General features: G+C 75.4%; 17 protein-coding genes and 1 tRNA gene. 6 read left to right on the top strand and 12 right to left on the bottom strand.

Annotated elements, in window-relative coordinates:
- Positions 1-100: 100 nt before the first annotated feature.
- A complete protein-coding gene (locus ABT247_RS13225; protein WP_350742069.1) occupies positions 101-868 on the bottom strand; it encodes a tyrosine-protein phosphatase in 768 nt (255 codons plus the stop codon).
- Between the two features lie 297 nt (positions 869-1,165).
- Between ABT247_RS13225 and ABT247_RS13220 the strand changes: the two genes are divergently transcribed.
- Positions 1,166-1,996 carry a GntR family transcriptional regulator gene (locus ABT247_RS13220; protein ID WP_350742067.1) on the top strand — a complete coding sequence of 277 codons (831 nt, stop codon included), beginning with the start codon at positions 1,166-1,168 and terminating at the stop codon, positions 1,994-1,996.
- 478 nt (positions 1,997-2,474) lie between these two features.
- On the opposite strand, the gene ABT247_RS13215 is transcribed toward ABT247_RS13220, so the two are convergent.
- From ABT247_RS13215 to ABT247_RS13205, 3 genes are all read right to left on the bottom strand, one after another.
- Complete coding sequence (locus tag ABT247_RS13215; protein ID WP_350742065.1) at positions 2,475-3,158, bottom strand: alpha/beta fold hydrolase; 684 nt, start codon at positions 3,156-3,158, stop codon at positions 2,475-2,477.
- Between the two features lie 374 nt (positions 3,159-3,532).
- Entirely contained in the window at positions 3,533-4,549 is a 1,017-nt protein-coding gene (locus ABT247_RS13210) for an AraC-like ligand-binding domain-containing protein (protein ID WP_350742063.1), read from the bottom strand.
- 86 nt (positions 4,550-4,635) lie between these two features.
- A complete protein-coding gene (locus ABT247_RS13205; protein ID WP_350742061.1) occupies positions 4,636-7,362 on the bottom strand; it encodes a helix-turn-helix transcriptional regulator in 2,727 nt (908 codons plus the stop codon).
- Between the two features lie 540 nt (positions 7,363-7,902).
- On the opposite strand from ABT247_RS13205, the gene ABT247_RS13200 reads away from it, so the two are divergent.
- Positions 7,903-8,757 (top strand): methyltransferase domain-containing protein, encoded by an 855-nt coding sequence (locus ABT247_RS13200; protein ID WP_350742059.1) that lies wholly within the window; start codon positions 7,903-7,905, stop codon positions 8,755-8,757.
- A 487-nt stretch (positions 8,758-9,244) separates the two neighbouring features.
- Here ABT247_RS13200 and ABT247_RS13195 read toward each other — a convergent pair whose 3' ends face one another.
- The 4 genes from ABT247_RS13195 to ABT247_RS13180 all read right to left on the bottom strand — a co-directional run bounded on the left by ABT247_RS13195 (position 9,245) and on the right by ABT247_RS13180 (position 14,094).
- Positions 9,245-10,900, bottom strand: a complete 1,656-nt coding sequence (locus tag ABT247_RS13195) for a 4Fe-4S binding protein (RefSeq protein ID WP_350742057.1) — start codon at positions 10,898-10,900, stop codon at positions 9,245-9,247.
- Between the two features lie 157 nt (positions 10,901-11,057).
- Complete coding sequence (locus ABT247_RS13190; protein ID WP_350742055.1) at positions 11,058-11,969, bottom strand: AurF N-oxygenase family protein; 912 nt, start codon at positions 11,967-11,969, stop codon at positions 11,058-11,060.
- A 326-nt stretch (positions 11,970-12,295) separates the two neighbouring features.
- The gene (locus ABT247_RS13185; RefSeq protein ID WP_350742053.1) at positions 12,296-13,390 is read right to left on the bottom strand and encodes an RNA ligase family protein; all 1,095 of its coding nucleotides are present in this window, start codon (positions 13,388-13,390) and stop codon (positions 12,296-12,298) included.
- 62 nt (positions 13,391-13,452) lie between these two features.
- On the bottom strand, positions 13,453-14,094 hold the full coding sequence (locus ABT247_RS13180; RefSeq protein ID WP_350742051.1) for a TetR/AcrR family transcriptional regulator: 642 nt from the start codon (positions 14,092-14,094) through the stop codon (positions 13,453-13,455).
- A gap of 116 nt (positions 14,095-14,210) precedes the next feature.
- Here ABT247_RS13180 and ABT247_RS13175 point away from each other — a divergent pair, with 116 nt between their 5' ends.
- Positions 14,211-15,632, top strand: a complete 1,422-nt coding sequence (locus ABT247_RS13175) for an amidase (RefSeq protein WP_350742049.1) — start codon at positions 14,211-14,213, stop codon at positions 15,630-15,632.
- 204 nt (positions 15,633-15,836) lie between these two features.
- Here the strand turns inward: ABT247_RS13175 and ABT247_RS13170 are convergent, their stop codons facing one another.
- Positions 15,837-17,447, bottom strand: a complete 1,611-nt coding sequence (locus ABT247_RS13170; protein ID WP_350742047.1) for a hypothetical protein — start codon at positions 17,445-17,447, stop codon at positions 15,837-15,839.
- Between the two features lie 217 nt (positions 17,448-17,664).
- On the opposite strand from ABT247_RS13170, the gene rfbB reads away from it, so the two are divergent.
- Positions 17,665-18,732 (top strand): dTDP-glucose 4,6-dehydratase, encoded by a 1,068-nt coding sequence (rfbB, locus tag ABT247_RS13165; RefSeq protein ID WP_350742046.1) that lies wholly within the window; start codon positions 17,665-17,667, stop codon positions 18,730-18,732.
- Here rfbB and ABT247_RS13160 read toward each other — a convergent pair.
- On the bottom strand, positions 18,720-19,331 hold the full coding sequence (locus ABT247_RS13160; protein WP_350742044.1) for an NADPH-dependent FMN reductase: 612 nt from the start codon (positions 19,329-19,331) through the stop codon (positions 18,720-18,722). The genes rfbB and ABT247_RS13160 overlap by 13 nt on opposite strands.
- Positions 19,332-19,382: 51 nt before the next feature.
- Positions 19,383-20,294, bottom strand: a complete 912-nt coding sequence (locus ABT247_RS13155) for an NADP-dependent oxidoreductase (protein WP_350742042.1) — start codon at positions 20,292-20,294, stop codon at positions 19,383-19,385.
- A 245-nt stretch (positions 20,295-20,539) separates the two neighbouring features.
- Between ABT247_RS13155 and ABT247_RS13150 the strand changes: the two genes are divergently transcribed.
- Together ABT247_RS13150 and ABT247_RS13145 are read left to right on the top strand one after the other, a co-directional pair.
- Entirely contained in the window at positions 20,540-22,117 is a 1,578-nt protein-coding gene (locus ABT247_RS13150) for a sensor histidine kinase (RefSeq protein ID WP_350742040.1), read from the top strand.
- Entirely contained in the window at positions 22,114-22,593 is a 480-nt protein-coding gene (locus tag ABT247_RS13145; protein WP_350742038.1) for a GerMN domain-containing protein, read from the top strand. The genes ABT247_RS13150 and ABT247_RS13145 overlap by 4 nt, the downstream gene beginning before the upstream one ends.
- Before the next feature lie 102 nt (positions 22,594-22,695).
- Here ABT247_RS13145 and ABT247_RS13140 read toward each other — a convergent pair.
- Positions 22,696-22,779 (bottom strand) — tRNA-Leu (locus ABT247_RS13140).
- Positions 22,780-22,812 lie beyond the last annotated feature (33 nt).

Here is a 22,812-nt window from a genome sequence, read left to right as displayed (position 1 = left end):
GCGTCCGGGCGTCCGGGCGTGCGGGCGCCCGGGCGCCCGGGCTGCGGGCTCACCGGATGACCCGGGCGCCGGTCAGCCCGCGCCCGGTCCTCCCGGCGGCTCAGACGGCCGGGGCCGGGGCCGCGGCCTTGGCGCGGAAGGCGCCGAGGGTGGCGGCGTCGACGCCGCAGGCGGGGAGGAACGCCGCCGCGCCGCCGTGGTGGGTGCGGACGCGGTGCAGGAAGACGCTCATCGCCTCGGCCGGGGCCTCCAGCAGGGGTGCCGGGATGGTGAGGTGCCGGCCGTCGGGCCCGGTGACACGCGAGGAACCCGGGCGGTTGAGGGCGGTGCGGTGGCGTTCCGCGAGGTTGGCGAAGATCTGCGGGAGGGCGTCGGCGGTGCGGGCGTAGTCGGCGACGATGCGCTCGACCGGCACGTCGAGCAGGTCGAGCAGCAGGGCGGTCAGCAGGCCGGTGCGGTCCTTGCCGGCGGCGCAGTGGAGCAGGACGGCGCCCGGGCGGGCGGCGGCCTCGACGGCGGCGGCCACGGCCTCGGGGGCGGACTCGGCGAGCAGCACGTAGAACTCGCCGAGGTCGGCGGCGGTGGTCATGGTGCTCATGTGCGCGGTGAGGGCCTCGGTGGCGGGGTTCACCGGGGCGGCGACGACGGCTATCCCGGCGGCCTCGGCGGCGGCCCAGTCGGCGGGGTGGGTCTCGCGGGGGTCCCGCAGGTCGACGACGGTACGGATGTCGCAGGCGCGCAGCTGGGCGACGACGGCCTCGTCGGCGGCCGGGTACGGCTGGGCGGAGCGGTACAGCACGCCGGGGCGGATCCGCAGGCCCTCGGGGTCGCTGAGGACGGCGGAGTCGCGGAAGTTGACCAGGGGCATGCGAGGGCCTTTCGGTGGAGCCGCACGGGAGGGAACGACATCTAGATGTCTGGATGTCTAGCCCCTCCCGGGGGTGCCGGGCAAGCCTCGGCCCGTGGCACCCCTCCATCCCACCCCCGTCGGCGCGCCGCGGCGAGCCGGAGCGAGAGCGAGCGGGCCGCGTGGGATCCAGAGCGGCCGGGGCGAGCCGGGGGCGGGCCGCGGCGAGCGAGCCGGGGCTCCGGCAGGCGGGCCGGAGGGCAGCGGGCCGGAGGGCAGCGGGCCCGGCGCCGGGCGTCGGCTCCGTAGGATCGGTCCGTGGCGACGAACCCCCCGAGCACTCCCCCGCGCGTTCCGCTGTACCGCCGGCTGGCCCGGCGGCTCCAGGAGCGGATCGACGCCGGCGGCTACCCGGCGGGCGCGCGGCTGCCCAGCGAGCCGGAGCTGAGCGCCGAGTTCGGCGTGAACCGGCTGACCGTGCGGCAGGCGGTCGCGGAGCTGGAGCGGGCTGCCGTGGTGGAGATCCGCCGGGGTGTGGGCACCTTCGTCCGCCCGCCCGCCGTACGGGCGTCGATCACCGTGGATCCACGCAGCCAGCGCTTCGACCTCGGCAGCCTGCACGAGGCGCTGCCCGGGGGCGGCCGGGACACCACGGGCCGGGGCGACGCCGACCGGGACACCGCTGACCGGGGCGACGCCGGCCCGGGCGACGGCGAGTTCGTGGTGGCGGCGCCCGCCGTCACCGGCTCGGCGGAGGACGAGGAGGTGGCCCGGCAGCTGGGCCGTGCACCCGGCGAGCTGTCCCGCCTGGACTCGGTGATCCGCCTCGGCGGGCGGGCCCGGGCCGCGTGCAGCTACTGGGTGCCGTTCGGCCCGCTGCCCGCCGAGCTGGTCCGGCCGGGCCGAGCCGGGAACCTGGTGCTGGAGCTGGCGCGGGCCGGCGGGGTGGAGCTCGAGTACGACTGGCGGGCCTTCGGCGCGATCGGCGCGGACCTGGCGGACGCCGAACTGCTGGGCGTGCCGGCCGGCACCCCGCTGCTGGTGCGGGAGGGGGTCAGCTGCACCCCGGACGGCACCCCCGCCCTCTACGTCCGGCGCCGGATCGACGGCAGCAGCGCCCGCTTCGTGCTGCACTTCCGGGAGCGGTGAGCGACCGGCTCCGGCTCGTGCCGGCCGGTGGCGGCGCTGCCAGTGGTCACCGTCGGCCTTCACGCCGCACGGGGGTCGGCAGGACACGGTGACCGACGGGCACGAGGGCGACGGCGTGCCGGCCGAACCGGCCCGGGTCCACCTCGACATGCCGGCCGACGTCTCCCGCACCGGGCGCCTGCCGCACCGGGAGGAACCGGAGGGCCTGCGCCGCCTCGGTGAGCGCTGCGCCAAGGCCGGTCACGGGCTGCGCGAGGTGGTCGCCCAGTGCCCGGCGACCGCCCGGCGGACCTGGCGGACGCTGCCCGGCGACCGCCGCCGGCAGCGTCGGCGAGCTGCACCGGACGGGCGACGCCGTGCCGGCCGCCCTCGGCGAGGGGCACCAGCGGCGTTCCGGCAGCAGGCCCTGGTCGCCGCAGCTGAACAGCGGACGCACCCTCAAAGCTGCGGCTTGAGGCGGTCCCGGACCGTCACGACCTCAGTGCATCTGCTGGGGTTCGCAGGAAAGGAAGCCTCGGGCAATGGCATTGAACGCATGCGGCATCGTCATGGGCAACAAATGCCCGCCGTGCGGAACCACGGACAGGTGGGCTCCCGGGATGGCCGCCGCGGCCCGTCGGGCGTCCGGCAGGCTGGCGCGATCCCGCTGCCCGCACAGCACAAGCGTGGGTGCGGCGATCTGCGGGAGCACCCGGGAGAGGTCGCTTGCTTCCAGAGCTTCCAGCACGTCGAACCACCCAGCGCGATCGGGAAGGTCGGAGATCGCGCGGACCAGCCAGCCGGGGCGATGGCGTTCGCGTCGAAGCCGCCGTGACGACGTCTCCCCCGGTGCGATCTCTGGGCCACCGACCAGGACCAGTCGGGCAACGATCTCCGGGTTCTCAGCCGCAACCCGTGCCGCCACGATCGCCCCGAGGGAGTGGCCGCACAGGTGAGCCGGCCGTAGCTGTTGGGCGACCTCAGCGACGGAGTCGACTGCGGCTGCCAAGCTGAACGGGCCCGGCACGCCGCCGAACCCCGGCAGATCAAGAGCAACGACGTGAAAGCTGTCCGACAACGCTTCCAGTTGGCGTCGCCACATCCGCGCGCCGTGACCGGCACCGTGCACCAAGACAAGCGTCGGATGCCCAACGTCGCCGGCCTCCAGAACGTGCTCTCTCATGATCACAAGATGGCAGCCTCAAAAGACTCAGACCAGACTTGACCCGAACCCGGCGAACCAATTCGGTCACAGCACTAGCGGGCGAGGACGGCCGGCCGGTGTGCATCGCGCCGGCACGCCGGACGACGCCCGGCGCCTGAACCCGCCGACCGGGCGGCCCAGGCGCCCTGGTGCGCACCGCACTCGCGCCGCCTCCGCGCTCACGTGGCGACGGCCCCGTTGTGCCCGGCGGCCACCGTGACCTGGTCCGCACGGGGTCCGAGCGCCGGGTCCGGCGCTCGCGGCCCCTGGCGGCGGGGAGTCCGGCCAGGGCGGAGCGAGCCGGTGCGGGCAGACCTCACCGCGCCGCCGCCGCCCCGCCCCGTCCTGCCCCGTCATGCCGCAGGGAACGGTGCCCCCACTGCGGGCTCCCGCGCCGCGGTGACGGCCCGTCGTGAGGTCATGGCCTGCCATTCGCGGGGGGACATGCCGTACGTGGTGCGGAAGGAGCGGCTGAAGTGGGAGGGGCTCACGAAGCCCCAGCGGTGGGCCACTGCCGAGATGGTCGGAGCGGTCCTGGCCGGGCGGGACAGCTCGCGCCGGCAGCGTTCCAGTCGCTGGCGCTGTATCCAGCGGTTGACCGTCGTCCCCTGGGTGTTGAACAGCTTGTGCAGGTAGCGCACCGAGATGTGGTGCGCGTGGGCGATCCGGGCGGGCGAGAGGTCGGGGTCGCCCAGGTGGCGCAGGACGTAGTCCTCGATCCGGGCGAGCATGCGCGGCGTGCCCTCCACCGGCTCCCGGGCCGGCAGCGCCCGGCGCTCGTGGACCAGTGCCGCCAGGAGGTCGGCGGCGGTCAGGGCGAGCCGGTGTGCGGTGCCCGGGTCGAGGTCCGCCGGCTGGGCCGCGAGCTGCTTCAGGTAGCCGGCGACGAGCCCGGCGGTCCCCGAACCGCCGTCGAAGGCCGTGCCCGTGACGGTGCGCAGCTCGTCGTCCGTCACACCGAGCGCCGCCTTGGGCAGCCGGAACGCGGTGAAGCGGAAGTGTTCGCGGTGTTCCCGCAGGAAGGGGCGCCCCGCGTCCGCGAGGGTGAAACCGCCCGGGCCCACCAGTGCCTGCCGGCCGTCCTGCGTGAGCCGGGCGGTGCCGTGGTGCTGGAGGGTGACCGTCAGGAACTCCGCACCGCCCTGGGAGATGCGGCGACGGCTGCGGGACACGGTCTGCGGGCCGGCCTCGACCTCGGCGATCCTGAGCCGGCCGAGCTGGCGGCTGGTGATCGTCCCGACCGGGGAGGCGTCCTGGTGCGCGATCAGGTCGACCGGGACGAACGTGCCGGACACCAGTGCGCGCCAGTGGCCGGCACGGTCGCCGGGTGACGCCGTGGCGGAGGTGTGTTCGGGCAGGGTGACGGACATGGAGGGCTCCGGGTGCTCTGCGGGCGGTTCCTCCTCCACTCTCGGGCGCGTCCGCGCGCGGGCCATCCGTCACATGACTTGCGTCGTCACCGGCCCGGACCGGCGCCGTCCTCCCGCTCCACCACGTCGCGCAGCTGCCCGCGCGACGTCACGCCGAGGACCGGGAAGGCCTGGTAGAGGTGGGTGCCGACGGTCCTGGGCGACAGGAACAGGCGCTGGCCGATCTGCCGGTTCGTCAGGCCCTCGGCTGCGAGTCGTACGATGCGCTGACGCTGCGGGGTCAGTGAGCGCAGCGCGCTGTTCCGGCCGGCGTCGACGCTGACGCCGGCCGCCCGCAGTTCGGCCTCGGCACGCTGCGTCCAGTGGACGGCGCCCAGACCGCCGAAGACCTCGCGGGCCTTCGTCAGGGCTGCGCGGGCCTCCGCGATCTGCCGCTGCCGCCGCAGCCACTCGCCGTACTCCAGCCAGACCTGGCCCCGTTCGAACGGCCAGCGCTGTCCGGCCGGGTCCTCCAGTGCTTCGCGGAAGTGCGCACCGGCCGCGTCCGGTTCGGCCAGCAGCGCGGTGGCCCGGAGCAGGACCTGCCGCAGCCGCGCCGACGCTCCCGCGCCGACGACGGCGGTCACCTCCTTCAGGGCGGCCCGCGCCTGTTCGGCGTGGCCGGTGAGGACGGCGGCGGCCGCGTGGTCGGCGACCGCGTAGCACGACAGGTGGTAGTGCACCGGTGCTCCCGAGCCGCTGAAGAGGGAGCTCGTGTGCAGGTGGGCGGCGTGGTGGTCGCCGAGGGCGGTGGCGGCGAGGGCGGCCGCGCGGCCGGCTCGGACAACGGTGGCGAGGGCCCGGGCCGGCTCGGTGACGGCCAGCGCCGCCGAGGCGTGGCGCAGCGCCGTCTCCGGCTCGCCGGTCAGGGCGCACACGGTGGCGAGTGCGGTGAGCGCCCGTACCGAGCCGAGGTTGCGGTGTCCGGCCAGGAAGCGTGCGGCGAGCCGCTCGACGCCGAGGCGGGCGTCGGCCCAGCGGCCGCAGTCGATGTTCGCCCAGGCCAGGTCCACGGCCGTCATCCCCGCGTGGAAGTCGGCCGCGTCCTCCCATTGCGGGTTGACCACCTCCCCGAGCAGGCTCACCGCCGTCTCGGTCTCGTCCAGGAGCATGCCGAGGACGCCGAGGGTGTGGGTCTCGGTCGGGAGGAGGCCGGGCTTGGCGGTGAGGGAGGGCAGCTGGGCCCGCACGGCGTTCCCGTGGAGGAAGGGGTCGGTGACGCCGATGTCCCACAGGTGGAAGGGCCGGGCGACGGCACCCTCGTCCTGCGCCGCGCGGGCCGCCAGCATCGGCCGGATCCGTTCCCGCTGCGTGGTCAGGCCGGAGTGGTACGCGATCCCGGTCGCGATCGTGGACACGTCCTCGGCCAGCTGCGGCACGGGCAGCGGTTCCTCGCCGACGACGAGGGCGAACGCCCGTTCCAGGCGCAGCACCAGCATGGCGATCAGGCCGTTCAGGGCGCTGATCCAGCTCGTGGCCGCCGGGTCGGGATCGAGGTGGAGGGCCTCCGCGCCCAGGGTCTCGGCCCGGTCCAGGTCCCCGACCAGGACGGCGGCGTAGGCCGCGGTCGACAGGAGCCTGGCCCGTTCGCCCGCGTCCGGGTGGAGCTGGGCGGCCCGTTCCAGCCCGGCGAGGGCTTCGGCGACGGCGCCGCGCCCGAAGGTGCGCATGGCGGTGGCTTCCAGGGCGGCGGCGACCGCGGTGTCGGGGGCCACCGTCGCCGCCGACAACTGCCAGGCCTGCCGGTCGGGGTCGCCGCCGAGCGCGGCCGCCAGGGCGAGGTGCGCGCGCCGCCGCTCGGCGAAGGGGGCGGCGCCGTAGACGGCGGAACGGACCAGGGGGTGGCGGAACTCGACCCGGTCGGCCCGCACGTGCACCAGGCCCGCCTGCTCGGCCGGCAGCCACACCTCCGGGTCCGAGCCCGTGGGCAGTGCCGCCAGGACGACCGACAGGGCCGCGCCGTCCGCCGCGGCCGCGATCAGCAGTGCCTCACGGGTGGCCTGCGGCAGTCCCCCCGCCTGGGCGGCGAAGGTCTCCTCCAGCAGGTCGGTGAGCGGCACGGGCCCCACGGGCGGGAGCCGGCCGTCCCGTGCGGCCTGCCGGGCGAGCTCGATGAGGGCGAGCGGGTTGCCGGCCGCGGCGGCCAGGACCTGGCGCCGGGTCAGGCCGACGGGCGGATCGGGCTGGGCACCGAGCAGTTCCTCCGCTTCGGCCGAGGACAGCGGAGCCACCACCACCTGCGACACCGTCGGGTCGAGCCAGTCGGGCCGACGGGTGCCGCGCACCGCGACGACCAGCCCGATCGACTCGCCGGTGAGCCGCCGGGCGAGGAAGCCCAGGACCTGGCAGGTGCCGTGGTCGAGCCACTGGGCGTCGTCGACGGCGAGCAGCACCCGGCGCGCGGAGGCGATCTGCGAGACCAGGGTCAGCACGCCCAGGCTCACCATCATCGGGTCCGGCGGGGCCGGGTCGTCGCCGAGTCCGAAGGCGCCGAGCAGGGCCGCCCTCTGACGGGCGGGCAGGCCGTCGGCCGCGCCGTCGAGGACCGGCAGCAGAAGCTGGTGGAGGCCGGCGTACGCGAGCTCGCTCTCGGCGACGCTGCCGCGCACCCGCAGGACGCGGGAGCCTTCGCGCTCCGCCTGGTCGGCCGCTGTGTCCAGCAGCAGGGTCTTGCCCACCCCCGGCTCCCCGAGCAGGAGAGCTGCGGGCGACACCGATCGGGGGGAGAGCGCTTCGGCGATGACCGCCAGCTCGCGTTGACGACCGACCACCATGAAAATCCTGGGACTCCGTTCCGAACCGAGGCCGTCGGCCGTTCGGAGGAACGGACGAGGGACGTGACCGCCGGAGCATATCCGCTGCTCGGCCGGGGTCCGGCACGGGCGGTGGCGCGCTGGAGGGCGACCGGTGCGGCACCGGGACCGCCGCCGTGCCGTTCGCGGCGGCCCGCGCCGCACTTCTGCGGATCGAGGGCCTCGGCGCACGCGCCGCGCCGCCGCGCCGCCGCGCCGGCGCCCCTGGCACGGGCGCCCTGCACCGTGTCCCCGTCGGGCACCCCGTGGGCCACGCTTCCCCGACACCGCGCCCCCGACGGCCGTCTTGCGGCACCCTGCCGGGATGGTGTCGCAGCGCCGACCCACGCCGAGGTGCTCAACCCGTCCGGACCCACCGCGCCGGAAGAGCCCGACGGGGCTGACGGAACCGGGCCGGGGTTCTCCTGGTCGGATGGTCCGACGACCGTACCTACCCTCCCGGCGGTGGACTCCCCCGTGGCGCCGCCGGGAGCGGCGCGGGGCCGTCGGTAGCGTGTCCGCATGGGCGCTCAGGGGCTGGATCTCGCCGGGCTGCGCCGGGTGTACGGGCGGGCCGGGAGCCGGTGGTTCTACACCCGGGTGGCCCGCAACGCCCGGCACTGGGGGTGGACGGAGCCGGGGCAGTCGAAGTGGCGGTTGTGGCGGGCGCAGCGGCAGCTGGAGGACGTGCTGGGGCACAAGCTGGCGCTGCCGCCCGGTTCGCGGGTGCTGGACGCCGGCTGCGGGGCGGGCGTGGTGGCCCGGGCGATGGCCGCCCGGTTCGGCCTGCGGGTCAGCGGCGTCGACGTCCTGGACTTCCACCTGGCCGAGGCCCGCCGGCTCAGCGCCCGCACCGCACTCGCCGACCGGACCACCTTCTGCTTCGGCGACTACCACGAACTGCCTTTCCCCGACGGAGCGTTCGACGGCGCCTACTCGATGGAGACGCTGGTCCACTCCTACGACCCGCCCCGCGCGCTGGCCGAACTGCACCGGGTGCTGCGCCCCGGCGGCCGACTGGTGCTGCTCGGCCCGATGAGCACCGCACCGCTGGACGAACTGCCGCCGCACGCCCGGGCCGTGCTCGAACCGTACCTGGACGCGATGGTGATGACGGGCGCCAAGGTCTACCACGCCCGCAATCTGCCCGCGCTGCTCACCGGAGCCGGCTTCGAGGTGGAGGAGGCACTCGACGCGACGGCGTACTACACGCCCACCACCGAGGCCGTGCACGCGTACTTCCGCCTGCCCTGGGAGCTGCTGCGCCGCCTCGGCGATCCGGCGAGGTGGCTCAACCTCCGCTCCACGGTGGAGATGTACGGGGTGCGCGAGTTCGTCGCCTGGTACGTCCACACGGCCGTCAAGCCGGTGCGGTGACGCCGGCCCGTCCCGGGGGCCCGTCGGGCGCCGGAGCCACCGCCGGCGCCGGGGGTGCCGGGGCCACCCGGGTCTCCGCCGGCGCCGAGGGTGCCGAGGGTGCCGAGGGTGCCGGGAACGCCGAGGGCTCCAGGGGTGCCGAGGGCCCCGGGAACGGAGCCGAGCCCGCCGGCCCTGCCGGGCGCTCCCAGGCCGGGTCCGGCAGTCCGGGCACGGCGCGCCCCTCCGACTGCCACAGCCGGGCCAGCTCGGCGTAGATGGGCTCCTCCGGGCCGGGTTCCGGCGGGTGCCCCGCCCCTTGCAGGATCGTTTCTCCGGCCAGCCGAGGCCAGTCGGCCGGCGCCACCCCAGAACTACTCACATCCGCCCAACGCGCCCCTTCCGCACCGGGTCACGGTGACGTCAACCGGGCGGCCCGCGGGTGAACCCCGCGCGGGCCGCCCGGCTCACCGGCAGGGGAAACCGCCACCGCCGTACCGCCCGCTGCTCACCGCCGCCGCCCCGCCGCCAGCAGCTCCGCCACCGTGGCCAGCTTCACCCGCGGCCGCCCCTGCGCCTCGCCCCGCGCGCGCTCCGCCCGCTCCACCGCCCGCAGCTCCCGCAGGCCGACCGCGTCCGGCCGGCGCCGCCGCACCAGCCGCTCGAAGTCCTGGCGCCCCGCCGCCGGTACGGGCAGCGCCCGGGCCACCGCGTCGTCCAGCAGCGCGTCCACCGTCTCCCGCGCGCAGGCCCGGTTGGCGCCGATCCCCCCGGACGGCCCGCGCTTGGCCCAGCCCACCACGTACGCACCGGGCAGCGGCCGCCCGGTGGCCGGGTCGACGACCCGCCCGCCGCGCTGGACGACCGTCCCGGTCCGCTCCTCGAAGGGAAGGCCGGGCACGGGCACGCCCCGGTGCCCGATCGAGCGCACCACCAGCGCGGTCCGCAGGGTGTCGCGCTCCCCGGTGGTCTCGGCCCGGCCCTGCGCCGTCATCCTGGTCCGCTCGACGGCCACCGACTCGACCCGCCCCTCCCCGAGCAGGGCGACCGGCGCGGACAGGAACCGCAGCACGATCCGCCGCCCCGGCCCCGGCTCCGCGCCGCCGTCGTACGGCACCAGCGGCAACCCGGCCAGCAGCGCGGCCCGCGAGTCCGGCGCGGCCGTCTCGATCGCCGCCCGCACCTGCGGGTGGTCCTCGATCACCAGCTCCACGCCCGGCAGCCGGCGCAGCGCCAGGAACTCCGGCCCGGTCCAGGCCGCCTGGTCGGGTCCGCGCCGTGCCAGCAGCACGACCTCCCGGACCCGGCTGCGGCGCAGCGCGGCCAGGGCGTGGTCGGCGATGTCGGTGGCGGCGAGCCGGTCCGGATCGGTGAGCAGGATCCGGGCGATGTCCACCGCGACGTTGCCGTTGCCGACGACGACCACGCGCTCGGCGGACAGCTCCACGGCGTCCCCGGGCACCGTCGGGTCGGCGTTGTACCAGCCGACGAAGGCGGTCGCGGGCAGGCTGCCCGGCAGGTCCTCGCCGGGGATGCCGAGCCGCCGGTCGGCGGCGGCGCCGACCGCGTACACCACCGCGTGGTGGTGGGCGGCGAGTTCGGCGTGGCTGATGTCGGTGCCGACCTCCAGGTTGAGGTGCATCCGCAGCCGCGGGTCGTGGAACACGCTCGCGAAGCTCTCCGCGATCCGCTTGGTGGACTGGTGGTCTGGGGCGACGCCGTGCCGCAGCAGGCCGCCGGTGACGGGCAGCCGGTCGATCATGGTCAGTTCGGCGCTGGTGCAGCGCAGCAGCTCCTGCGCGGTGTACCCGGCGGCGGGCCCGGTGCCGACCACGGCGATCCGCAGGGTGCCGAGCTCGGCGGGCAGACTGCGCGGGAAGCTGGGCGCTCCCCAGGCGTGGTCGTTGGGGTGGTCGCGGAACCAGTCGCGGTTGAGGTCGCCGAAGACGGTGTCCGGCCCGCGCAACCGGTCGACCGGGAACACCGCGTCCACCGGGCAGGCGTCCGCGCAGGCACCGCAGTCGATGCACGCCCGGGGGTCGATGTAGAGCATGTCGGTGGTGCCGAACTCCGGTTCGTCCGGAGTCGGATGGATGCAGTTGACCGGGCAGACGGACACGCACGAGGCGTCGTTGCAGCAGGTCTGGGTGATCGCGTAGGCCATGGCCGGAGTGGGGTCCTCGCTGTGTCCGAACGGTCCGATTCGACGTCAGGGGATGCAGACCCGGGGGGCCCGCGCGCCTGGGGACGGCGTGCACCTCGGAGGCGGTGCACCCCGGGGCGGGGCGCCTCGGAGGCGGTGCACCCTGGGGCGGGGCGCCTCAGAGCATGTGGACGCGGCGATAGACGGCCGCCGAGCGGCTGGTGAGCAGCCCGGTCTCGGCGAGGAAGGCCATCAGGTGCCGTGAGCTGGTGCGCATCATCGCCTTGCGGTGCTCGTTGCCCTTGACCTCGGCGAGCGCCCGGGCGACGTCCAGCCCGGCCGCCTTGTACACGCCGGGGTGGACCATGCTGGTGACGATGACGTACGCGCCGACGGCGATGCCGGTGGCCGAGGTGCGGCGGCGGGCCGGGCTCGCGTGGCGCATCCGCTCGCGGATCTCCTGCCGGGCGAACTTCATGTGCCGCGACTCCTCGACCACGTGGATCCGGGAGGTGCCGCGGACGATCTCCAGGACGTTCTCGCCGCGCATCCAGTCGCGCTGCATGACGTCGAGCACCTCCTCGGCCACCAGGATGCCGCCGTAGGCGAGTTCGCCCTTGGCGAGCGCCTTGAACGCGCGGCCGGCCTGGGCGATCACCTTGTTCGGCCGGTAGGCGGGGACGCCCATCTTCTGGCAGGCGCGGGCGAACATGATCGAGTGGCGGCACTCGTCGGCGATCTCGGTCAGCGCGAACTGGAACTCGGCGTTGGCGGGGCTCTTGAGGTACTGGTCGCGCAGCACCATCTGCTGGAGGATCATCTCGAACCAGATGCCGGTGTTCATGATCGAGCAGACCTCGTGCCGGGTGAGCGTGACCCGCTGCTGCTCGGTCATCTCGTCCCACAGCCGGGTGCCGTAGAGCGTGCTCCACTCCGGGTTGAGGCCGTAGTGCTCCTCCGGGAGGGGCGCGTCCCAGTCGATCTCGGTCGAGGGGTCGTAGGAGAGGGTGGCGGCCGACTCCAGCAGCCGCTTCGAGACGTCGTCGTCGGCCGCGGTGTGGCCGTGCTCGGTCTGCCAGGTGAGAGCCATGGCTGCCTCCAGGTGCCTGCCGCTGCGGGTTCCCGCTCACCCGCTTATTAGACGGACAGTACAATAAGAGCCTGCCGCCGAGAACCCCCCGCGCACCGGCATCCGGCGCACGGGAGCGGAACGCGCGCCGGGAAGGCTCCGGGCCGACGGCCCCGGCTCCCCGCGGTGGGGTCGCCGACCACCAGGGCGCCGACGCCCTGCGTCCCAACGGGCCTTGCGTCCCACCGGTTGACGACCCGCGCGGACGACCGACACCCGGCCCGATCCGGCTCGGCGCCGTGCGGTGACGGGTCGGCCCGCGTCGAGCGGGACCTCTCCGGGCCCCTTCAGCAGCCGCGCCGGTCCGCGGCGTCGAAGGCGGCGAGCACGCCTGCCCCCGGCTCCAGGGCGCGGCGCAGCGCGGTGCGGACGGGCTCCTCCAGGCCGCCCAGGGCGCCGGCGAGTTCCTCGGCGACATCGTCGGCGATCTCCGCCGCGACCGCGTCGGCGGGCGTGCGCGGACCGAGCTTGCTGACGGCCGCGGCGGCGCGGGCGGGGGTGAGCAGGGCGGCCGCCTGGACCAGGAGCCAGGCGGGGACTCCGGCGGCGCCCTCGGGCGGGGGCAGGTACGGGCGGGCGCCGTCGTAGCGGCCGTCCTCGGCGAAGGCCTTCTCCTTGACCTTCACCACCGGGCGCGGCGCGTCCGTCTCGGACCACTCGCCGGCGGGCTTGAGGACGTAGCCCTCGGCGAGGTTGCCGGGCAGTTCGGGCAGGCCGAACAGGGCGGGGACGCGGCTGGGGAAGGAGACCGGCAGGTCCTGAAGGGTGGTCAGCGGACCGCGGCCGAGCAGGGGCACGCAGCCGAGCCCGGCGAGGGCGGCGGCGGAGCGCAGCTCGCGGTCGGAGACCCAGCGGCGTCCGGCGGCCGTCTCGACCGTGGCGTCGAAGGGCAGCCAGTGCAGTCCGGGGGCGTACCAGACGCCGGTCTGCACGGGCTCGGCACCGGCGACGGCGGATACGTCGGGGTGGGGGTAGCGGCCGCCGACCAGTTCGCCGTAGACGGTGACGGTGGCGGCGGTGGCGGCGCCCCGTTCACCGTCCGCCCGTTCACCGTCTCTCCGTTCACCGTCCGCCCGATCACCGTCCGCCCGATCACCGTCCCCCCGCCCGGCGAGGACCGCCGCTGCCAAGCGCCCGGCGGCGACGGCGAGTTGCGGCCAGATCCGGCTGACGCCGAAGAAGGCGTCGAGGTCGCCGTCCGCCAGCAGCTCGCGGCGCTTCGCCGGCCGCACCGCGCCGCCCTCGCACACCACGGCGAAGTGCGCGCCGTGCACCTTCTCCGTCGCGCTCCACTCCCGCCCGCCGGGCGCGCCGGACCCGCCCCGCGCGGGGATCTTCGGGTAGGGCCGCAGCTCGGGCCGTTCGAACGCCGTCTCGGACACGGTCAGATCCTCGCCGGGGCGCCCGCGCACCGCAACGGCCTTTCGCGGCCCGGCCGGTGGGCTCAACCGCGCGCCCAGAGCCGGGCCAGGTGCGCATGCAGCAGTTCCTCCGCCTCCCGCGCCGTCCGGTGGCCGATCAGTACGTGGGCGGTGAGCCCGTCGGCGAGGGCGAGCAGCGTCCGGGCCTCGCCCCGGGCATCGACCGGAGCCGCGCCGCCCGAAGCCGCGCCACCCGAAGCCGCGCCGTCCGGAGCCGCGTCGCCCGCGGCGGACGCCTCCGCGACCAGCCGGGTCAGCAGCCCTTCCAGGTCCGCGTAGCCGTCCCGCAGGCCGGCCGCCAAGGCCGGGTCGACGGCCGCGGCGGCGAGGAAGGCGAGCCAGGTCCGGGCCTGCGCCCGGTGCTCCTCCCGCAGCAGCGCGACCTCGCCGACGACGTGTCCGACGGTGCTCGCCGCCGACTGCGCCGGAGCGGCGAGCAGCCGCGCGCGGGCCCGCTCGGTGACCTGCTGGCCGATGTGGGCGAGCGCGAAGCGGAGCATCTCGTCCTTGCTGCGGAAGCAGCGCTGGACGGCCCCCATCGAGACCTCGGCCCGGGCGGCGACGTCCCGCAGGGTGACGCCCTCCAGCCCCTGGGCGTCGATCAGCGCGCACACCGCCTCGGCGATGTGGCGACGGCGTTCCTCGTGGTCCACCTGCCTGGGCACCCGCGCCACCCCCTCCTCTTCCTCGGCCGATCCGCCGCCCGCTTAATCCGATGCAAGCGTATCGGAACCCGGGCTATCGTTCCGATGCAACCGCATCAGAACCCTGGAGGCCCCCCGTGTGGAAGCTCCCCGCCACCGCCATCCCCGCCACCGCCATCGCCGCCGCCGTCCGCGCCGGCGAACTGTCCGCCCTGGAGGTGGTGGACGGCCACCTCGCCCGGATCGCCGAGGTCAACCCGCACGCCAACGCCGTCACCCAGCTGCTCGCTGACCGCGCCCGCGCCGCCGCCCGCGACCTCGACCGCCGGCGCGCCGCGGGAGAGTCCCTCGGCCCGCTCGCCGGCGTGCCGTTCACCGTCAAGGAGTGCACCCGCATCGAGGGCGTCCCGACCACCTTCGGCACCCCGCGCTTCCGCGGCCTGACCGCCCCGGCCGACGCCGTCCCGGTGGCCAGGCTGCGCGCCGCCGGGGCGGTCCCGATCGGCCACAGCAACATGCCGACCCTGGTCCTCGCGGGCATGCACACCCGCAGCGAGCTGTACGGGGACACCCGCAACCCCTGGGATCCGACCCGCACCCCCGGCGGCACCAGCGGCGGCGACGCCGTGGCGGTGGCCACCGGCATGGCCGCGCTCGGGCTGGGCAACGACTCCGGCGGCTCGGTCCGCATCCCGGCCGCCTTCTGCGGCGTCGCCGCGCTCAAGCCCACCACCGGGCGGTTCGCCGCCGACCAGCGCGCGCTGGGCCCGGACGACCCCGGCCCCGCCTCCCAACTCCTCGTCACCGACGGACCGTTGGCGCGCACCGTGGCCGACCTCCGGCTCGCCTACGAGACCCTGGCCGGCCCCGACCCCCGGGATCCGCGCGCCGTCCCCGCGCCGTTGTACGGCGACCCGCTCGACGGCCCGCTCACCGTCGCCGTCGTCGCCGACCCGGGCGGCCACGGCGTCCACCCCACCGTCCGCCGCGCCGTCGAGGCCGCCGCCGAAGCGCTGCGCGAGGCCGGGTACGACGTCCGCGAGGTTCCCGACGTGCCCCGGCTGGACGAGGCCCTGGACGCCTACCACCGGCTCGCCGTCACCGAGTTCGCGCCCACCTGGCCCGCCGTCCGGCAGCTGCTGGGCGAGGGCGGCGACCGCTACATCGAGCTGACCATGCGCAGCGCCCCGCCCGCCGACGCCGCCGGGCTGATCGCCCTGATGGGCACCTGGATGAACATCCGCCGCTCCTGGACGGAGTTCCTCGACCGGTACCCGCTGCTCCTCGGCCCGGTCTTCACCGAACCGCCCGTCGCACCCGGCCTGGAGTCGCGGGACCAGGCGGGCCGCGACCGCGTCGCCTCCGCCATGCGGCTCTGCTCGGTCACCAGCTTCGTCGGCGTCCCCGCCGTGGCCGTCCCCACGGGCCCGGCCGAGGACGGCCTGCCCACCGGCGTCCAACTGGTCGGGCGCCCCTTCCGCGAGGACCTCTGCCTGGCCGCCGCCCAGCACCTCGAGGACCGCCTCGGCACCCTGACCCCGATCGACCCGCGGCCGTAGCCCTCCCGGCTGGCCCGCTGCGCTGGTCGCCGCCGGTCCGCAGGCGGACCCCTCGGCGCGCTGCCGGAGTCGACCGCGCCGACCGTCCGGTCCGCAGGCGGACTCCTCGGCCCGGCCGCCGACGTCGACCGCGCCGGCCGCGCCCGCCACCCGGACGTCGCGCCGAGGGCCCGCCCGGGGACGGACGGGCCCTCGGTCACCGGGTCAGCGCAGGACGCCGAGGTCCTTCGGGTCGGTGACGCCGCTGAAGGTCAGCAGGTGCCGGTCGGCGGTGACGGCGTACAGGTCGGGCTTCCCGTCGCCGTCGCCGTCGCCCGAGCTGCCGAGCGTCGGGTACTCGGCGACCGGGAAGGTGCCGATCACCGTGCCCGCCGCCGGGTCGGCCAGGGCGGCGAAGTCGTACGTGCCGTCGGCGCGCTTGGCGATCGGGTACGTGCGCAGCTCTCCGGTGGCCCGGTTGCGCGACCAGAGCGCGAGCGAGCCGTCGGCCGCCTTGCCCGGGGCGACGAGGTCGTACCCGGCCCAGGCACCCGAGGTGGAGAGCCGCACGAAGGTGTTGTAGTCGTACAGGGGAGCCGGATCGGTGAACAGCCAGAGGTTGCCGTCCTCGACCGTGAGGATCGAGGTCCGCTGGTCCGCGCCGAGCGCGCCCAGCGGCACCAGCTGGGTGGCCTTCGACCAGTCGGCGTTGAAGCCCTCCGGGAGCACCGGCGGGTCGAACGGGTTCACGTCCCGTCCGAACGAGATCACGCCGCGGGCGAAGCCGCCCATGTCGAAGTTGCGGTAGAGGCTGAGGTTCGCGCCGCCGGGCTGGTGGGCGATCAGGTCGTCCACGGGCGCGTGGGCCCGGTCCCAGCCGCGGTGCAGCAGCTGCACGCCGTTCCACCCCGCGCCACCCGGCGCCCGGACGGCGGCGACGGTCGAGGTCGGCGCGGTGGTGGTGGCGTCCGCGCTGATGATCTGGAGGTTGCCGGCGGCGTCGGGCAGCAGGATGTCCGGGACGCCGTCGCCGTTGACGTCGCCGGGGGCGACCGGCGGGTTGGGGTTCGAGGGCGCGAAGAAGGTGTAGCTGACCGGCGGGGTGGTGTTGCCCGCCTTGTCGACGGCCTGCACGGTGAGGACGTTGGTGCCCCACTGGGTCGGCCTCAGCCGGAGCGTCGCGGTGCCGTCGGCGCCGGCGGCCACGGTGCCCGCGCCCTGGCACGGCGAGCCGACGCTCATCGTGCCGTTCAGGACGTACTGGTAGCAGGCCACGCCCGAGCCCTGGTCGGTGCCCTTGAGGGTGAAGGTTCCGGTCTGGCCGGCGTACTTCAGCGGGGTCGCCCCGCTGCCGGACGCCGGGAAGTCGGTGGACTCGACGGTGAACTGCGGAGCGGTGGCGTCGATCCCGAAGTGGCAGGCCGCCGTCGGCTTCCCGCCGCCCGGGCCGTAGTCGGGCCAGACCTGCCAGGAGTAGCCGGCACCCTCGGCGAGGCCCGTGGGCCGGACCTGGACGGTGCCGTCGGCGGCCGTCTGCGCGGTGTGGTCGAAGACCTTGTCGCCGGCTGCGTTCCACACCTTGAAGCGCGCGCCCGGCGCGGTGGTGCGCGCGGTGAGCGTGGGCTCGCCGGTGGTGATCCAGCCCGGCGCCGTGGTGTCGTCGCAGGCGTCGGTGGACCCGCCGGTGGCGAGCGAGCCCGGGCTCGGGACGGCCTTGGGGTCGGTCACGGCCGACTGCCCGCCGTCGGCGGTGGCCGTGGGCACACCGATGGTCATCAGGACGACGGCGGCGGCGCCGAGCGTGGCGGCCAGACGCCCACCCATGGTCGCTGACATGCAGTTTCCCCCCGTGTTCGAACGCGTTCGGTCTTGTGGCGGGAGCACTCTGTCAGTGGGCAGCACCGGCGTCAAACGCATTGCAAGGGAGGGGTGCCGGGCGGGCAGCGGTTACCCTCGGCCCAGGTCGCCGCCAGGCCCCCCGGCCGCCCTCAGGAGTCACAGGAGTCCCCATGGCACAGTCCACCACCGCACGCGCCGGAGACCGGGCGGCCGCATGAAGCTGCTCGTCACCGGGGGTGCCGGGTTCATCGGCTCGCACTTCGTCCGCACCCTCCTCGAAGGGGGCTACCCGGGGCACGAGGAGTCCCGGGTGACCGTCCTCGACAAGCTCACCTACGCCGGGAACCGCGCCAACCTGCCCGCGGCGCACCCCCGGCTGGAGTTCGTCCGCGGCGACGTGTGCGACGGCAGGCTGCTGGCCGGGCTGCTGCCCGGACACGACGCGGTGGTGCACCTGGCCGCGGAGTCGCACGTGGACCGCTCGGTGCTCTCCGCGGCCGAGTTCGTCCGCACCAACGTGCTGGGCACCCAGACCCTGCTGGACGCCTGCCTCGCGGCGGCCGTGCCGCGCTTCGTCCACGTCTCCACCGACGAGGTCTACGGTTCGATCGCGGAGGGCGCGTGGACCGAGGAGTGGCCGCTGCTGCCCAACTCCCCGTACGCCGCCTCCAAGGCCTCCTCCGACCTGATCGTCCGCTCGTACCACCGCACCCACGGCCTGGACGTGTCGATCACCCGCTGCGCCAACAACTACGGCCCGTACCAGCACCCGGAGAAGCTGATCCCGCTGTTCGTCACCAACCTGCTGGAGGGCCGGAGCGTCCCGCTGTACGGCGACGGCCGCAACGTCCGCGAGTGGCTGCACGTCGACGACCACTGCCGGGCGATCGCCCTGGTGCTCGACCGGGGCCGGGCGGGCGAGGTCTACAACGTCGGCGGCGGCGACGAGCGGACCAACCTGGCCGTCACGGAGCGGCTGCTCGACCTGTGCGGCGCCGACCGGTCGAGCGTGCGGCGGGTGGCCGACCGCAAGGGCCACGACCTGCGCTACGCCCTGGACGGGACGAAGATCCGCGAGGAGCTGGGCTACTCCCCGCGGATCCCGTTCGAGCAGGGCCTCGCCGACACCGTCGCCTGGTACCGCGACAACCCCGGCTGGTGGAAGCCCGCCAAGGCCGGTCGCCCCGCCGAGTCGGCCCGCCCCGGGCCCGGCAGCGGCAGGACCGACAGCGGTCGAACCGGCAACGGTCGAACCGGCAGCGGGGCCGCTCAGCCGTCGTAGGGGCGGGCGGCGCGCCCCTCACGCAGGGTCAGGCCCCACCAGGCCAGCTGGTCGAGCAGGACGGTGGCGGCCTTGGCGACGCCGTCGGCGTCGTCGGGGCGGCCCTGCTCGTCGAACTTCTCCCAGGCCATGTGGAAGCTGACGGTGTCCCGCAGGGTGACGGCGTGCAGCTCGGCGAAGACCTGGCGCAGCTGCTCGACGGCCCGCTGGCCGCCGACCATGCCGCCGTAGGAGACGAAGCCGACCGGCTTGGCCCGCCACTCGCTGTAGACGTAGTCGATGGCGAGCTTGAGGGAGGCCGGGTAGCCGTGGTTGTACTCGGGGGTGATGACGACGAACCCGTCGAGGCCCGCGATCCGCTGGGCGAGGGTCAGCGCACCCGGCTGCGGCTCGTGGGCGTCCAGGGTGAGCTTCAGCTCCTCGACCAGCGCGGGCTCTGACAGGTCGATGACGTGGACCTCCATGTCGTCCCGCCCACCGATCTGGGAGAGGAACCACTGGGCGACCTTGTCCGCGAAGCGGCCGGTGCGGACGCTGCCGATGATGACGCCGATCTTCAGTGGGGCGGCGGTGGCGGCGGAAGTGGCGGTGCTGGTCATGTGTACTCCGTGAGGTGTCGGTCGACTGGACGTGCGGACAACGGGGGTGGCTCAGCCGGTGATCAGGACGATCTTTCCGCGGCCGTGGCCGGTCTCCAGCTCGCGGTGGGCCTCGGCGGCCCGGGCGAGCGGGAGGGTCCTGCGGATGTGGATGGTGAGCTTGCCGTCGGCGGCCAGGGCGGCCAGCTCGGCGAGCCGCTGCGGGGAGCGCCGGCTGCCGATCCACCGGACGCCCAGCTCCTGGTGGACGTCGAAGGCGAAGATGGTGCCGACCCGGTCCTTGTCCTTGACCAGCTCGGCGGCGACCCGGAGGCCGTCGGCGCTGGCGGTGTCCAGGGCGGCGTCCACGCCGTCGGGGGCCGCGGCGCGGACCCGGTCGATCAGGCCCTCCCCGTAGGTGACGGGGACGGCGCCGAGCTCCCGCAGGTAGGCGTGGTTCTCCTCACGGGCGGTCGCGATCACCTTGGCACCGCGGGCGACCGCGAGCTGGACGGCGACGGTGCCGACGCCGCCGGCGGCGCCGTTGATCAGCACGGTCTCGCCCGGGGCGACGCCCAGGAGCTCGATCGCGGTGTGAGCGGTCTGACCGGAGGCGGACAGGCAGCCGGCGACCTCCCACGGCAGCGCTCCGGGCTTGGGCACGATCTGGTCGGCGGGGGCGACGACGTACTCCGCGTAGGTGAGCTGGGTGCGGTAGCCGAGCACCTCGTCGCCGACCGCGAAATCCGTGACGCCCTCGCCGAGCGCGTCCACCACGCCGGCGAAGTCGCCGCCGGTGATGTGCGGGAAGGTGATGGTGAAGCCGGGCGGGTTCCAGCCCTGGCGGACGGCGCAGTCGGTCGGCTGGGCCCCGGCCGCCTTCACCTTGACCCGCACCTCGCCCGGGCCCGGCCGGGGTGTCGACAGCTCCATCAGCTCCAGGACCTCGGGCCCGCCGAACGCGCGGAACGCGACAGCCTTCATGGTGAATCCCCCTCCGTGTCGATGCAGTTGGCCCCGGGCGTCCCCTTCGCCCAGGTGCAGAGCGACGATAGAGTCTCAAGTCGACTTGAGGTCAAGGAGGCCTGGCCGGGGCCGTTCCCGGCGCCGTCACGCCGGCCACCCGGTGCGTGTTTGCGCAGGTCAGTGCCGGATACTGCTGCCATGGCCCGGGCACTGGTGATCGATGACGACTCCGAACGCGGTTTCGGCTACCGTTGCGGACCGCTGTGACGATCGCCCCCGCTCCCCCGACCGAGCGCCCCGCTCCCCACCCGGACCCGCACCCGCCCCGCCTGGTCCGGCTGCGCCGCGCCGTCGGCGGGCTGCGCCCCCGGCTGGTGGTCGCGTTCGTCGCCGTCGCCGCCCTGAGCGCGCTGGCCACGGCCGTGCTCACCTACCGGGCCGCGACCACCTCCACGCTCGACCTGACCAAGGACACCGCCCTCGACGAGCTGCGCCGCCGCATCGACGTCCTGGCCCCGGCGCTGCCCTTCCCGCCGACCAGGAGTGAACTGGACCGCCTGGCAGGCCAGTTGTCCGGCACCGGCGGGTTCCGCGACTGGCACGTGCTGGCCTCGTACGACACCGGCGCCGGCAGCGGGACCGGCAGCGGCACCGGCACCGGCACCGGCACCGGCGCCGGCACCGAGCGTTCCCAGTGGACCCAGCCGGTGGCCGTCCCGCCCACCCTGGAGGCGACCGTCGGCCGCGGCCGGGCCGCCTTCCAGCGCTTCACCTCACCGGACGGCCACCCCTGGCTCGCCGTCGGCGTCCCCGTGACCTACGCCGCCACCGCCCCCGCCGGCCAGGCCGGCACGCCCTCCGGGCTGACCGTCTACGCCGCCCTGCCGCTCGACCGCGAGCAGAGCGCCGCCGACGCGCTGCTCGCCGGCGCCGCCGGGGCCGGCGTGCTCGTCGCCGTCCTCGCCGCCGGGCTGGGCCTGCTGGCCGCCCGCCAGGTGCTGCGGCCGGTCCGGGCCCTGGGCGACGCCGCCCACGCCCTCGCCCGGGGCCGGCTGGACACCCGGCTCACCGTCACCGGGCACGACGAACTCGCCCAGCTCTCCAAGACCTTCAACCACACCGCGCGCACCCTCCAGGGCACCATCGAGGAACTGCGCGCCGTCGAGTCCCAGGGCCGCCGCTTCGCCGCGGACGTCTCCCACGAGCTGCGCACCCCGCTGGCCGCGATGCTCGCCGTCACCGACATCCTCGACGAGGACGCCGAGCACCTCCCCGCCGACACCGCCACCGCCCTGCGCATGATCAGCAACGAGACCACCCGCCTCAGCCGCCTCGTCAACGACCTGATCGAGATCTCCCGCCTGGACGCCGGCGCCGCCCCGCTGCGCGCCGAGCCCGTCGACGCCGCCACCGCCGTCCGCGAGACCCTCGACCTGCGCGGCTGGAACGACCGGGTCGAGCTGGACCTGCCCGCCGCGCTGCCCGTCCGGCTGGACCCGCGCCGCTTCGACGTCATCGTGGCCAACCTGGCCGGCAACGCCCTGCGGCACGGCCGGCCGCCCGTCCGGGTCGCCCTGCGGGGCTCCCGGGACGGCCTCGTGCTCACCGTCACGGACCACGGGCCGGGCATTCCGCCCGCCGAACTGCCGCACCTCTTCGACCGGTTCTACAAGGCGGACCGGGCCCGGGCCCGCTCCGAGGGCAGCGGCCTCGGCCTGGCCATCGCCCAGGAGAACGCCCGGCTGCACGGCGGCCTGATCGAGGCGGCCAACTCCCCGGACGGCGGTGCGGTGTTCACCCTCGTCCTGCCCCGCGGCCTCGACCCGGAGGAGGACCGGTGAACATCCCCGGGCGCCTGGCCGCCGTCGCCGCCGCCCTGCTGCTGGCCTGCGGCTGCTCGATCTCCACCACCGGCCCGGTGCGCAGCGGGCAGCCGGCCACCGGCATCGAGCCGGGCATCCGGCTGTACTTCCTGGACCAGCACGGCATCCGCCTGGTCATCCGCCCCGGCACCCGCCGCGAGGACCTCCAGCAGACCCTGAACACCCTGGTCAGCGGGCCGGACCAGGGCGAGAAGCGCTCCGGCCTGTACAGCGACCTGCCGGCGGGCGGCCGGGTCCAGGCCACCGTCACGCCCGGCGCGGTGACCCTGCGCCTGTCCTGGTCCGCCGCCACGCTGTCCTCCCCCGCCGTCCAGCAGCTCGTCTGCACCGCCGAGGACGCCCCGACCACCGGCCCCGTGCCGAGGATCGCGATCGTCAGCAGTGACGCCCCCTCCGCCATCCAGCAGGAGTGCGACCTCCACCGCACCGGCTGAACGCCGGCCGGAGGACGACCGGAGGCCGCCCGAGGCCCCGGGGAGGGAAGAGGAACGAAAAGAAGCGGCCGACCGACCCGAAGGTCGACCGGCCGCTCTCTGTGCGCGAGGGGGGAGTTGAACCCCCACGCCCTTTCGGGCACTGGAACCTGAATCCAGCGCGTCTGCCTATTCCGCCACCCGCGCATCTGGGTGATGGGTTAAGCAAAGACCATCCCC

The sequence above is a fragment of the Kitasatospora sp. NPDC001539 genome (assembly GCF_040298565.1).
Lineage (GTDB): Bacteria > Actinomycetota > Actinomycetes > Streptomycetales > Streptomycetaceae > Kitasatospora.
This window is presented reverse-complemented; position numbering and strand designations above follow the sequence as displayed.

What these genes read in the sequence shown, in the direction of transcription:
- ABT247_RS13225 (WP_350742069.1), bottom strand. Translation starts at nt 868, where the DNA reads ATGCCCCTGGTCAACTTCCGCGACTCCGCCGTCCTCAGCGACCCCGAG.
- ABT247_RS13215 (WP_350742065.1), bottom strand. Translation starts at nt 3,158, where the DNA reads ATGAGAGAGCACGTTCTGGAGGCCGGCGACGTTGGGCATCCGACGCTT.
- ABT247_RS13210 (WP_350742063.1), bottom strand. Translation starts at nt 4,549, where the DNA reads ATGTCCGTCACCCTGCCCGAACACACCTCCGCCACGGCGTCACCCGGC.
- ABT247_RS13205 (WP_350742061.1), bottom strand. Translation starts at nt 7,362, where the DNA reads ATGGTGGTCGGTCGTCAACGCGAGCTGGCGGTCATCGCCGAAGCGCTC.
- ABT247_RS13200 (WP_350742059.1), top strand. Translation starts at nt 7,903, where the DNA reads ATGGGCGCTCAGGGGCTGGATCTCGCCGGGCTGCGCCGGGTGTACGGG.
- ABT247_RS13195 (WP_350742057.1), bottom strand. Translation starts at nt 10,900, where the DNA reads ATGGCCTACGCGATCACCCAGACCTGCTGCAACGACGCCTCGTGCGTG.
- ABT247_RS13190 (WP_350742055.1), bottom strand. Translation starts at nt 11,969, where the DNA reads ATGGCTCTCACCTGGCAGACCGAGCACGGCCACACCGCGGCCGACGAC.
- ABT247_RS13170 (WP_350742047.1), bottom strand. Translation starts at nt 17,447, where the DNA reads ATGTCAGCGACCATGGGTGGGCGTCTGGCCGCCACGCTCGGCGCCGCC.
- rfbB (WP_350742046.1), top strand. Translation starts at nt 17,665, where the DNA reads ATGAAGCTGCTCGTCACCGGGGGTGCCGGGTTCATCGGCTCGCACTTC.
- ABT247_RS13160 (WP_350742044.1), bottom strand. Translation starts at nt 19,331, where the DNA reads ATGACCAGCACCGCCACTTCCGCCGCCACCGCCGCCCCACTGAAGATC.
- ABT247_RS13155 (WP_350742042.1), bottom strand. Translation starts at nt 20,294, where the DNA reads ATGAAGGCTGTCGCGTTCCGCGCGTTCGGCGGGCCCGAGGTCCTGGAG.